At 65.3% G+C, this 11,837-nt stretch carries 13 protein-coding genes and 1 other annotated feature (1 of these 14 only partly in view); of the genes, 5 read left to right on the top strand and 8 right to left on the bottom strand.

Features of this window, described 5'->3' with window-relative positions; genetic code table 11:
• Positions 1-51: 51 nt before the first annotated feature.
• The gene (gene ssb, locus JI59_RS05910; protein ID WP_007013708.1) at positions 52-630 is read left to right on the top strand and encodes a single-stranded DNA-binding protein; all 579 of its coding nucleotides are present in this window, start codon (positions 52-54) and stop codon (positions 628-630) included.
• Between the two features lie 85 nt (positions 631-715).
• On the opposite strand, the gene JI59_RS05905 is transcribed toward ssb, so the two are convergent.
• Together JI59_RS05905 and JI59_RS05900 are read right to left on the bottom strand one after the other, a co-directional pair.
• The gene (locus JI59_RS05905; RefSeq protein WP_007013709.1) at positions 716-1,234 is read right to left on the bottom strand and encodes a YceD family protein; all 519 of its coding nucleotides are present in this window, start codon (positions 1,232-1,234) and stop codon (positions 716-718) included.
• Positions 1,231-1,785 carry a ubiquinol-cytochrome C chaperone family protein gene (locus tag JI59_RS05900; RefSeq protein WP_081473989.1) on the bottom strand — a complete coding sequence of 185 codons (555 nt, stop codon included), beginning with the start codon at positions 1,783-1,785 and terminating at the stop codon, positions 1,231-1,233. The genes JI59_RS05905 and JI59_RS05900 overlap by 4 nt, the downstream gene beginning before the upstream one ends.
• Positions 1,786-1,931: 146 nt before the next feature.
• On the opposite strand from JI59_RS05900, the gene JI59_RS05895 reads away from it, so the two are divergent.
• The 4 genes from JI59_RS05895 to JI59_RS05880 all read left to right on the top strand — a co-directional run bounded on the left by JI59_RS05895 (position 1,932) and on the right by JI59_RS05880 (position 4,595).
• Entirely contained in the window at positions 1,932-2,426 is a 495-nt protein-coding gene (locus JI59_RS05895; RefSeq protein WP_038577105.1) for an outer membrane protein assembly factor BamE, read from the top strand.
• 77 nt (positions 2,427-2,503) lie between these two features.
• A complete protein-coding gene (gene hslV / locus JI59_RS05890) occupies positions 2,504-3,064 on the top strand; it encodes an ATP-dependent protease subunit HslV (protein ID WP_007013712.1) in 561 nt (186 codons plus the stop codon).
• 14 nt (positions 3,065-3,078) lie between these two features.
• On the top strand, positions 3,079-4,380 hold the full coding sequence (gene hslU, locus JI59_RS05885) for an ATP-dependent protease ATPase subunit HslU (protein WP_007013713.1): 1,302 nt from the start codon (positions 3,079-3,081) through the stop codon (positions 4,378-4,380).
• A 14-nt stretch (positions 4,381-4,394) separates the two neighbouring features.
• A complete protein-coding gene (locus JI59_RS05880) occupies positions 4,395-4,595 on the top strand; it encodes a DUF1737 domain-containing protein (protein ID WP_007013714.1) in 201 nt (66 codons plus the stop codon).
• 63 nt (positions 4,596-4,658) lie between these two features.
• On the opposite strand, the gene JI59_RS05875 is transcribed toward JI59_RS05880, so the two are convergent.
• The 6 genes from JI59_RS05875 to JI59_RS05850 all read right to left on the bottom strand — a co-directional run.
• Positions 4,659-6,143, bottom strand: a complete 1,485-nt coding sequence (locus JI59_RS05875; RefSeq protein ID WP_007013715.1) for a SulP family inorganic anion transporter — start codon at positions 6,141-6,143, stop codon at positions 4,659-4,661.
• Positions 6,144-6,211: 68 nt separating this feature from the next.
• Positions 6,212-6,267 (bottom strand) — a sequence feature (sul1 is cis-regulatory element that is thought to sense ions involved in sulfur or methionine metabolism; They are found in Alphaproteobacteria).
• 123 nt (positions 6,268-6,390) lie between these two features.
• Complete coding sequence (locus tag JI59_RS05870; RefSeq protein WP_038575629.1) at positions 6,391-8,211, bottom strand: ABCB family ABC transporter ATP-binding protein/permease; 1,821 nt, start codon at positions 8,209-8,211, stop codon at positions 6,391-6,393.
• 36 nt (positions 8,212-8,247) lie between these two features.
• Positions 8,248-9,147: an aspartyl protease family protein gene (locus JI59_RS05865; RefSeq protein ID WP_007013718.1), complete on the bottom strand. Its 900-nt coding sequence runs from the start codon at positions 9,145-9,147 to the stop codon at positions 8,248-8,250.
• Positions 9,148-9,235: 88 nt separating this feature from the next.
• Entirely contained in the window at positions 9,236-10,156 is a 921-nt protein-coding gene (locus tag JI59_RS05860) for a beta-1,6-N-acetylglucosaminyltransferase (protein ID WP_038575626.1), read from the bottom strand.
• A gap of 25 nt (positions 10,157-10,181) precedes the next feature.
• Positions 10,182-11,642, bottom strand: a complete 1,461-nt coding sequence (locus JI59_RS05855) for an oligosaccharide flippase family protein (RefSeq protein WP_007013720.1) — start codon at positions 11,640-11,642, stop codon at positions 10,182-10,184.
• Positions 11,639-11,837, bottom strand: the final stretch of a protein-coding gene (locus JI59_RS05850; RefSeq protein ID WP_038575623.1) for a glycosyltransferase. The gene runs 803 nt beyond the window's last position; the window shows 199 of its 1,002 coding nt (coding positions 804-1,002); its start codon lies off the right edge, out of view — the gene reads right to left on this strand; the stop codon is at positions 11,639-11,641. The genes JI59_RS05855 and JI59_RS05850 overlap by 4 nt, the downstream gene beginning before the upstream one ends.

The following is an 11,837-nucleotide window of genomic DNA, read 5'->3' as shown; positions in this document are numbered from 1 at the left end:
GGCGCCGCGATTGGCTACCCAACCGGCCACACACGATAGGAAAGCGATTCCATGGCAGGCAGCGTCAACAAGGTCATTCTCGTCGGCAATCTCGGGGCCGACCCGGAAGTCCGTTCGTTCCAGAACGGTGGCAAGGTTTGCAACCTGCGCATCGCCACCAGTGAATCGTGGAAGGACCGCAATACCGGCGAACGCCAGGAGCGTACCGAATGGCATACGGTCGCGATCTTTTCCGAAGGTCTGGCCGGCGTGGCCGAGCGCTTCCTGAAAAAGGGCAGCAAGGTCTACATCGAAGGGCAGCTGCGCACCCGCAAGTGGCAGGACCAGCAGGGCAACGACCGCTACTCGACCGAAGTCGTGCTGCAGGGCCCGGGCGCGGTTATGACCATGCTCGACGGCGCGCAGGGCGGCGGTAGCGGCGGCGGCCGCTCCGGTGGCTTCAATGAAGGCGGTTCGTCGGGTGGCTTCGGCGGCGGTGGCCGTTCGGGCGGTGGCTCGCGCGGCGGCGATGACTGGGGTCGTTCGGGCGGTGGCGGTGACGATTGGGGTCGCTCCGGCGGTTCGTCGGGCGGCAGCAGCAGCAGCGGCGGCGGCTTCGGCGACGATCTCGACGACGACATTCCGTTCTGATCGACCTCGCAAGGTCGACAGGAAAGGGGGCTTCGGCCCCCTTTTTCATTGCGGCCTTGGCTAGCGGAGGCGCGAAGGTGCCGGGTCAGCCCTTGACGTTGAGACCCTTTAGCGCGGCGAAGGGCCCCTGATCTTCGGGCGAGCCGATCCCTGCGGCCTTGCGGGCAGCCTCCGCTTCGGGGCCGGTCAGGAACGGGTCGATTGCCAGGGCAAGACTCTGCGCGACGGCTTCGCCAAGGTCGATGTGCGTACCGGAATACTCGATCTCGTCGCAGTCGTCGGCATCGAGTTCGATTTCCTCGTCGGGATTGTAGTGCGTCGCCTGCGGGACGAAGCGGAAGAACAGCGGCTCCTCCACTTCGACCGGGATGTCCTCGGCCGAAACGGCGCAGGACTGGACGAAGCTGGCCTTGAGCGTGCCGCGCGCTTCGGCATCGCGCTCGCCGGACCGGTGGAGTTCGAGATCGGCTTCGAGCTTCGAAATCCGCACCAGGCTGAAACGCGTCGCCAAAGCGGCGCGTTCCGCTTCGTTGGCCTCGACGTGGATTGCCTTGCCTTCAACCTGGCGGATGTCGATCTCGCGGGAGAATTCGATGTTGCTCATCGCGCAATCCTTGCGGCCATGATGTCCTCGTCGGGAATGGCGTCGAGCTGGGCGGCGAGGGCCTGCAGGCGAGCGGCCAGCGCTTGGGTGTTCGCGCCTTCGGTCAGCGTCACGTTTCGCTCCAGCACCGGGACGAGTGCGGCCCCGACCTGCTCGGCGTCACCCGCGGCGAAGGCTTCGCGCAGTGCGCCGAGGCGTCCGCCGAACACGCTCATCAGCTTGCCCATGCGCTTGCCGACGACAAGGTCGCCGACGCCGGACTGGCGCAGCTGGCCGTCCATGTCGTCGACGAAAAGCTCGGTCAGGCGCACCGAGGGTTCGATCAGGGTCTTGTCCCGCTCCATGCGCAGCATCACCAGCGAGGTCACCAGCGTCACTGCATCGAAGCGACCGGGAACGGTGTCGGCCACGCCGCACTGCGCGTACCACTCCTTCTCGCGCGCGATTTCCACCGTGCGATGCCAGAGGGGGCGGACAGCCGCGCGGCTGTCGGAGCCCTTGCCGAAAATGCGTGAGAGGAGGGACACGTGGGTAACTGGCCTTTCGTTCATCGGCAATTCAACGCAGCTGCCCCAACGCCCATTGCACGAGGCGATGGAGGGCCTTAAGGCTCGATGCCGTTAATCCGGCCGATATATGGGCGGGGCGCCTGCTGGCAATGCCTGGCATGGACGAACCGGACGATTGGAGTGTGAAAATGCGCAGTTTTGGTCCCAAGATCGCAGCGGCAGGCCTGGTGATGGCCCTGGCTGCACTGGCGGGCGGATGCACTTCGATCCGGGATCATCGCGGCTATATCGTCGACCAGACGCTGGTCGATTCGGTTCAGCCGGGCGTGGACAATCGCCTTTCGGTGGAAAAGACCCTCGGTCGCCCGACTTTCGTCAGCCAGTTCGGCGAGAAGGACTGGTACTACGTTTCGCAGTTCGTGAAGACGCCGCCCTTCGGCCGTCCGCGTACGACCGAGCAGACGGTCCTGCGCGTGCGCTTCGATCCCAAAGGCAATGTCGTTGCCGTCGATCGCCGCGGCGTCGAGCAGGTCGCCCGCATCAGCCCGAACGGTGACAAGACCCCGACGCTGGGCCGTCACCGCGGTCTGCTGGAAGATCTGTTCGGCAACATCGGTGCCGTTGGCGCCGGCGGTATGGGTGGCCAGGCCGGGCCGAGCGGCCCCGGACCGAACGGCAGCTGAGCGCTTTTCTTTTCGCGTTTGCGGACAGCTTCGTCCCAGCCGCTTGAACCTCGCGGCACCGGGCATATATCCCCGGCATGGATAGCAATGGGGCGAGCCACGGCCTGATCCAGTGGCACGGTACGACGATCGTCGGCGTGAAGAAGGGCGGCAAGACCGTCATTGCCGGCGACGGCCAGGTTTCCATGGGCAATACCGTGATGAAGCCGAACGCGCGCAAAGTGCGCCGGATCGGTGAAGGCGGGAAGGTGATTGCCGGTTTCGCAGGAGCGACGGCCGATGCCTTCACCCTGTTCGAACGCCTTGAGCGCAAGCTGGAGCAGTATCGCGGCCAGCTCATGCGCGCGGCCGTCGAACTCGCCAAGGACTGGCGCACCGACAAGTATCTGCGCAATCTCGAAGCACTGATGATCGTGGCCGATGCGGACACCATGCTGGTGCTGACCGGCAACGGCGATGTGCTCGAACCGGAAGGCGGGATCACTGCGATCGGATCGGGCGGCAACTATGCGCTGGCGGCGGCCCGCGCCCTCGATCCCTATGAGGACGACGCCGAGGCCATGGCCCGCCGCGCGATGCAGGTCGCGGCCGAAATCTGCGTATTCACCAATGACCGCGTGACGGTCGAGACCATCTGAGATCCCGGGGAAGCATGAAAGACAACCTCACGCCCAAGGCCATCGTTCGCGCCCTCGATGAACACATCATCGGTCAGAAGGAAGCGAAGAAGGCCGTCGCCGTCGCCCTGCGCAACCGCTGGCGGCGCCAGCGCCTCCCCGTCGACCTGCGCGACGAAGTGACGCCCAAGAACATCCTGATGATCGGCCCCACCGGCTGCGGCAAGACCGAGATCAGCCGCCGCCTCGCCAAGCTGGCGGAAGCGCCGTTCGTGAAGGTCGAGGCGACCAAGTTCACTGAAGTCGGTTACGTCGGCCGCGACGTCGAGCAGATCGCGCGCGATCTCGTCGAGGAAGCGATCCGCCTGGAGAAGGATCGTCGCCGCGAGTCCGTTCGCGAGGCGGCATCGAAGGCGGCGATGGATCGCCTGCTCAATGCGCTTGTGGGCGAAGGGGCCTCCGAGGCGACCCGCGCCGCGTTCCACCAGCGCATCACCGAAAACGCGATGAACGAAACCGAAGTCGAGATCGAGGTGGAAGACAGTCCGTCTGCCCCGATGGAGATTCCGGGCATGGGCGGATCGGTCGGGATGATCAACCTGTCCGACATCATGGGCAAGGCATTCGGCCAGAACCAGCTCAAGCGGCGGCGCATGAAGGTGCCCGAAGCCTGGGACAAGCTGGTCGACGAAGAATCCGAAAAGCGCATGGACCAGGACGACGTGGCCCGCACCGCGCTCGCCAATGCGGAGACCAACGGCATCGTCTTCATCGACGAGATCGACAAGATCGCCGTTTCCGACGTGCGCGGCGGCTCGGTCTCGCGCGAGGGCGTGCAGCGCGACCTGCTGCCGCTGATCGAGGGCACGACCGTTGCCACCAAGTACGGTCCGATGAAGACCGACCACGTCCTGTTCATCGCCTCTGGCGCGTTCCACGTCGCCAAGCCGAGCGACATGCTGCCCGAACTGCAGGGCCGCCTGCCGATCCGCGTCGAGCTGAAGGCGCTGACCGAGGAAGACTTCGTGCGCATTCTGTCGGAGACGCGCGCCAACCTTGTCGAACAGTACAGCGCCTTGCTCGGTACCGAGGACGTCAGGGTCCACGTGACGGCCGATGCGGTGCAGGAAGTGGCGAAGATCGCTGCGCAGGTGAACGAGAGCGTCGAGAACATCGGCGCCCGCCGCCTGCAGACGGTGATGGAAAAGCTGCTCGAGGAGCTGAGCTTCGAGGCCGAGGACCGCACCGGCGAAACGGTGACTATCGACGAGGCCTACGTTCGCGACAAGCTGGAAGGCCTTGCGGGCAACGCGGACCTGTCGAAGTATATTCTCTGAGGAGAGACCGCGCCATGTATCAGACACCTGAAGACCGCCCGATCTATCGCCTGCTGACCGGCAAGGACGACCGTGCCTTTTGCGAGCGTGTGTCAGAGGCGCTGGCGCAGGGCTGGCGCCTCTACGGTTCGCCGACGATTTCCTGGGATACGGCCGAGAATTGCATGAAGGCGGCGCAGGCCGTCGTCTGGCACGAGGCCGACGTCGTCAAGTAAAGGGACGCCGAGTAACAGCAAGGCCCCCCGTCGCGCAGTGCGGCGGGGGGCCTTTTTGTTTTGTCAGTGCGGGACGGTGCCGAGTTCGAAGCCGGTCTTGTCGTGCAGGCCGAACCTGTCGACGATGTCCTTGCTCGCCTCGTTGTAGCCGATCACCTTCACGCTGGCGCCGCCCTGGTCGAGCTTGCCCACGATCTTGTCGAGCGCGCCGACCGAGGAGATGTCCCACAGGTGGGCGTGGGTCATGTCGATGATCACGTTGGGCGCGGTTTCCTGGCCGGCTTGCATCTGCTCGATGAAACGATGCACCGAGGCGAAGAAGATCTCGCCCGAAACGCGGTAAGTCGCCGTGTCGCCTTCCTGTGTGCGTTCGACGCGGAACAGGCGCTGAACCTTCTGGGCGAAGAAGATGCCGGAAAGCAGCACGCCCGCGATCACGCCCTTGGAAAGGTCATGGGTGGCCACGACGAACACGACGGTCGTGAGCATGACCACCGAGCTTTGCCACGGATGGCGGCGAAGGTTCGGGATCGAGTTCCACGAGAACGTGCCGATCGAGACCATGATCATGACTGCGACGAGGGCGGGCATCGGAACCTGGCCGACCCACGGTCCGAGCAGGGCCAGCAGGATGAACAGGAAGAAGCCGGCGACGAAGGTGGACAGGCGGCCGCGGCCGCCCGAGGTCACGTTGATCACCGACTGGCCGATCATCGCGCAGCCGCCCATGCCGCCGAACAGCGCGGCGACGATGTTGGCGATGCCCTGGCCGCGGCATTCATAGCGCTTGTACGAATCGGTGTCGGTCATGTCGTCGACGATCTGCGCGGTCAGCAGCGATTCGAGCAGGCCAACGGCCGCCATGGCAAGCGCGGTAGGAGCCACGATCTGGAAGGTTTCCAGCGTTAGCGGCACTTGCGGCAGGCCGAACGAGGGCAGGCCGGAGGGCAGTTCGCCCATGTCGCCCACGGTGTGGACGGGCAGGCCCATCGAGATCGAGATCACCGAAAGCACCAGGATCGAGATGAGCGGAGACGGGACCACCTTGGTGAGGCGCGGCAGGGTGTAGATCATCGCGAGCCCGGCAATGACCATGGCGTAAGTGTGCCAGGTCACGTTCATCAACTGCGGCAGCTGCGCCATGAAGATCAGGATGGCGAGCGAGTTCACGAAGCCGGTGATCACCGAGCGCGAGACGAACTGCATCACCAGGTTGAGCCGGAGCAGGCCGGCGAGGATCTGGAACACGCCCATCAGGATCGTCGCGGCGAAGAGATATTCCACGCCGTGTTCGCGAACCAGCGGCCCGACAAGCACGGCGACTGCTGCGGTCGCGGCCGAGATCATGCCTGGACGGCCGCCGGTGAACGAGATCACGATGGCAATTGCCACCGAGGCCCACAGCCCCACGGCGGGATCGACGCCGGCGATGATCGAGAAGCCGATGGCTTCGGGGATGAGCGCGAGCGCGACGACGAGGCCGGCAAGCACGTCGGCCCTGACGTTGCCAAGCCAGTCCTGGCGGAATCGGGAGAGTGTTTCAGTCATGCAATATCCGCATCAAGCACATGTCCGCGACCCGCGAAGCACGCGGGCGTGCCAGTGAACATGTATGATGTTGCCCGGCGGATCGGCGGCCGGGATAGCCACCCGGAATTGCACCGGGTCCAAGCGAGTGGCGCGGCTTTTGCCGTGTTGCGGGTGCGAATGCAACCCGTCGCGTCGGGAAGGCCATCGGGCGCAGGGTGCACCACCGCTGCAAGGGACCGGGTCGCGGACCGCGCCCGGGCGGGTCCTATTCGGCGGCTTCGCCCAGTTCGTCGGTCTCGGAGGCCTGGCGCGCCCACATTTCGGCATAGAGCCCGCCCGCCCGCAGAAGCTGCCCGTGCGTTCCGCTTTCGGCCAGCCTGCCTTCCTGCAGGACGAGGATGGAATCCGCATCGGCAATCGTCGAGAGACGGTGCGCGATCGAGAGCGAGGTGCGGTGTTCGGCAACGCGGTGGAGCGTTGCCAGGATGTCCTGTTCGGTGCGGGTGTCGAGCGCGCTGGTCGCTTCGTCGAGCAGGAGAATCGGCGGATTCTTGACCAGGGTGCGCGCAATCGCGACGCGCTGCTTCTCTCCGCCAGACAGCTTGAGGCCGCGTTCGCCTACCTCGGTTTGGAACCCTTGGGGCAGGCGATCGATCAGGCCCATGAGCGCAGCGCCCCGCGCGGCTTCCTCGATATCGGCCTGGGTGGCGTCGTCGCGGCCATAGCCGATATTGTAGCCGATGGTGTCGTTGAACAGTACCGAATCCTGCGGGACGATCCCGATTGCGGCGCGCAGCGATGCCTGGGTGACTTCCTTGATGTCCTGTCCATCGATCAGGATCCGCCCGCCCTGCGGATCGTAGAAGCGGAACAGCAGGCGGGCGAGCGTGGACTTGCCTGCGCCCGACGGGCCGACGATGGCGTAGTTGCGCCCTGCCGGAACTTCGAAGGACAGTCCGTGCAGGATCTGGCGATCCTTTTCGTAGCCGAACACGACATTGTCGAAGACCACCGAGGGGCGCCGGATGACGAGCGCCGGTGCGCCGGGCCTGTCCGAGACTTCCTGGGGTTCGTCCAGCAGGCGGAACATCTCGGCCATGTCGATCAGGCCCTGCCGGATGGTGCGATAGACCATGCCCAGCATGTCGAGCGGGCGGAACAGCTGCGTCAGGTAGGTCTGCACGAAGACGAGCTGGCCGGCAGTATACTGCCCGCGGTACCAGCCCCAGACGGTATAGGCGAGGGCGCATGCCATGAGCAGGTTGACGATCACGGCCTGTGCGATGTTGAGCATGCCGAGCGAGTTCTCGCTCTTGACCGCGGCAGCCGCATAGGCGCGCGTTGCCTGGGCATAGCGCTCTTCCTCGCGGTGCTCGGCCGAGAAGTACTTCACCGTCTCGTAGTTGAGCAGCGAGTCCACGGCGCGGGCCAGGGCCTGTCCGTCGAGCCGGTTCATCTGTTCGCGCAGCTTGGTGCGCCATTCGGTGATCGTGCGCGTCACCCAGATGTAGGCGGCAATCGCGACGGCCGTGGCAGCGACAAGGCCCCATCCGAAGTTGATGTAGAAGATGACCGCGACGACCGCGAGCTGGATCACCGTGGGCGCGATGTTGAACAGCATGAAGTAGAGCATCGTGTCGATGCTCTTGGTACCGCGCTCGATGGTCTTGGTGATCTCTCCGGTGCGCCGCCCGAGGTGAAAGCGCAGGCTCAGGCGATGAAGCTGGCCGAAGACGTTTTCCGCCAGCGAGCGCGTGGCATCCTGCCCGACCCGCTCGAAGACGATGTTGCGCAAGTTGTCGAAGCCGGTCTGCGCAAAGCGGCCCGCCGCGTAGCCCAGCACCGTAAGCATCGCCAGTTGCACCAGCTTCGGTCCGGTAGCGCCCATCGCGTCGACCGCCCACTTGAGCAGGTAGGGCAGCGTAAGCTGCGTGCCGATCGAGGCGAGAATGAAGATACAGGCGAACACGATCCGCCAGCGCAGGGCCTTGTTGTCGGCCGGCCAGAGGTAGGGAAGGAACCTGAGGAGCGTGCGCCAGCCGTCATGGCGGGCATTGGGATTGTTCACGGCTGTATCGGGTGGCATCGCCGCAATTTAGGGAGACTTGGCGGTTAGGCAATCTCAACCGGGCAGATCGAACAGTATCTTTCTTGTCGTGAAGTCGATTGCCACACGCCGGAAGGCGCGAAGTTCACGCATTCCCAGGAAGATGGCGGGGCGCTTTTCCAGATGCAGCGCCTCGAAGGCAGGGGCATCGGCGAAGGCGATAAGCACGTTGGCGACTTCGAGCGACTCCAGTTTGAGTTTCTGGGCCAGGCCGAAATCGATGGGAAGCGTCTGTCCGGTGACGGATGTCAGGACACCGCTGCCTCCCTTGCGCTCGCGCATGGCGCGTTGCAGCGCCCGGTTGCCGATCGTGCTGCTGGACCCGGTATCGATGACGACCGAGGTGCGAATGCCGTCTATCGTGGCCTGGGTCATGATCAGTTGCCCCGAGCGCTTGCGCGCGCGAACGGTGATTTCGTAGCTGCCGCCGCGGTCGAAATCGTGAGGATCGCCGATCTGGATGGTGTTGCGGTCGAAATCGAGGACGACGCGCTGGTGCTGTAGACTGTCGGTGCCGAGAATGCCGTCAGCACCGATGTGCCGGTCCTGCAGCAGGGGCACCGTCAGGTCATGGAAAGTCCGCCCCCCGACATCGAGGGACTCGACCCGCGCCGTGTTCGCCTGGCCTACGCCGGCAAGGCTGATCACTTTGGTGCTCGGGCCGATCCGCAGGCCGAGCGCACTGGCGAGCGCGGTCGAAAGCACCGTGTTCTGCGATCCGGTGTCGATGAGGAACTGATAGGGACCATGGCCATGGATCGCGACGCCGATTGTCATGCGGTCATCGGCATCGGGCTGGGCCTGAAGGATTTCGCTGGCGGCATCACTGTCGTCAGGGACCGATTGTGCCGGCGTGGCGGCAATCGCGGAGTGCGCGATCAGGGCCGCCGCAAGGGCAAGCGCTGTGCCTGTCATCTCCTGCTCCCGGGCAGTGATTTGCGTATTCTTTATATCGCCTCGAAGCTACCACGAATGCGGTGGAACACCAAGTTGGGCGGGTCGCTCAGGCCTGCCCGGAAACAGGCAATTTCCCGCGCATCGAGGCTGGGTGCGCCATGGGAGCAGGGTGGAAATCGGGGAGCGTCAGGAAGTCCGGCTCGTGGGTTACGTCGACCTTGCGGGCAAACCAGGCGCCGCTGGAAGCAATGGCAGGCAAGTCGGCTGCGGTAAGCATGCGCGGGCTCGAAGCACCGGCGGGAAAATCGACATAGCGCCGGTGGGCGGCAATGCGCTCGGGAAAGGCATGGGCGACGAGCGTTGGCACCACGTGTTCGTCACTGCACACGGTTCCGCGCAGACGGCCCGAGGTTAGAAGGCGCGGCATTTCCTTGTCCAGCATTGCCAGCACGTCTGCGGGCAGGGACCACCAGCCCGAACCGTATGCCCACAGGCCATAGGGGCGTGAGCGTGGGAGCCCGAGCCGATTGCGCGCGGCGTCAACCCAGCGCGCGAGGCGGCGCAGTTCCCAGGTCGCGGCATAGGCGCGTCTATCGCGAGCGGGATCGAGCCGCAGCCAGCGCGTGTCCAGGCGGAAGGTCTGCATCCGCTCTTCCATGTGTCCGGGGCGGACTTCGATGTGGCAGAGACCCTCTCGCATGGTTTGAGCAATGGCCTCGCGCGGGGTCACCGGCCAGTCGGCGCCGCTGATCAGGTGTGCACCCTCACTGCCGAGGCGGACCGCCTCGCGAACCAGCTTCGCAATCGCTTCGACCAGACTGGAGTGCCCCCAGCGCACGGCGACCGGGTCGGCCACGAGATGTACCCGTCCGGCTGCTTCCGGCAGGCTTGCCCGCAGCTCCGGCCAAAGCGGCGAGGCGCGATCGGCATGGATGACCGCGAAGTCCTCTCCACCAGGGCCGAGGAGCCGTTCGATCAGGAGGTCGAGCTGCGCCCTGTTGTCATGGGCGAGGATGAGATAGGCCATGCGCACGGCGGCAGTATCCCAGCGCTCAGGCCGCGGCGCGCGACAGGATCGGGCGGGCGAGCGCGGACACGAGCATGCGGATCTCGAACCAGGCGGGGTGGCGGATCAGTGCCAGCGTCGCAAGCCAGAGCAGGACGCCCAGCCCACTAAGGCCGAGCAATGTGAGAAACGGCATGGATGCACCGCCAAGGCCGTAGAAGCCGGCGACGATCAGCGGCACGCCTGCGGCAAGCGCGCAGATCCCGCTGCGCAGATAGACCCCCAGCAGGTCGCGAAAGCGGAAGCCCATCAGGCGACCGAGGTAGGTGGCATAGATCGCCCACCAGACGAACCCGTAGACCACCCGGCTGATGCCTGCGGCCTCGAGGCTGATGAAGCAGCCTGCCGTGAGGATGAGTACGGCTGCAGCGGTGTCGAGCAGGTTGACCCAGACGAGACGGCGGATCTGGCCGAGCAAGAGGGGCACGTCCATCTGCAGGGGAACCGCGACGAAGAAGATTTCGCCCAGAGCGGTCCAGCGCAGCAGCGAGGCCGAGCCCATCCAGTTCGGACCATAGAGCAGCATCACCAGCGGTTCTGCGGCCAGCGCCAATCCGACCATCGCCGCCCAGTTGAGCGCGGTGTAACAGGAAACGAGATGGAGGTAAGGTTCGGCCAGCGGCTCGCCTGCGTCACGCTTGCGGGCAAAGGCGGCGTAAAAGACCGAACCGATCGCGCCGGTTACGAGCGTCGTCAATTGTCCGGCAAGGGCGCTGGCCCGGCTGAACAGTCCTGTCGAGGCGATGCCCAGCAGGCGCCCGACGATAAGGTCCTGCGAGCGTTGCCCCACGGCAGCGCTGGCGCTCAGCACAAAGGACATGGAACTGAAGCCGAGCATGGGCTTCACGGAGGAGAAGACCTGCGGCAGGCGCGGGCGAACCGGGCGCTGCCATTGGGCGATGCCGGCGCGAACGAGAGCGGTGACCAGCACGCCCCAAGCCAGCGAGCTGGCGCCGAACCCGCAGGCAGCCAGGATCACCGCCGTGCCGTTGCCGGCGAGGGCGCTGCCCGCGTTGACGTGGAAGAGGGCGCGAAAGTCCATTTCGCGCACCAGCAGCGCGGCTGGCACCGTCGCATAAGGACTGATGAGATAGGACGCGGCGATCAGCCATAGTAGTGGAGCCAGCGCAGGCTCGCCATAGAAGTGGGCGACCAGCGGCGCGGCCAGTGCGACCAGCGCCGAAACTGTCCAGCCGATCGACACCGCGACGCCTGCATAGAAGGGCAGGGACTTGGGCTCCATCTGCGGCTGACCGGAAATGAAGCGGGTGATTCCCAGGTCCTGGAAGATCGATACCAGCATGGCGGCGGCCAGCGCCACAGAGAACAGGCCCACGTCGCTCGGCAGCAGGAACAGCCGCGAGATGATGACGCTGGCGGCGAACTGGATCGTGAAGGTCGCGTACTGCGCGCCCATCGACCACAAGGCGGCCCGGCGCACGCTCATGCCGCGCGCGCTCGGGCAAGGGTCGCTGCGAGACGGATGGCCCGGACAGGTTCGCCGTAGCGTACGAGCCGTGCCACGGTTCGCCACATGCCGTCTTGCCTTCCGCCATCGCGCAAGTGGTCTACGAGCAAGTCGAAGCCGTCATCGCGGAGGGCCGAGGCGGAATAGCGCAGGCCGAGCGCCACTTGCTCACGG

Origin of the sequence: Novosphingobium pentaromativorans US6-1 (genome assembly GCF_000767465.1) — a bacterium.
Lineage (GTDB): Bacteria > Pseudomonadota > Alphaproteobacteria > Sphingomonadales > Sphingomonadaceae > Novosphingobium > Novosphingobium pentaromativorans.
The sequence above is the reverse complement of the archived record's forward strand: the minus strand, read 5'-3'. Positions and strand labels throughout refer to the sequence as shown.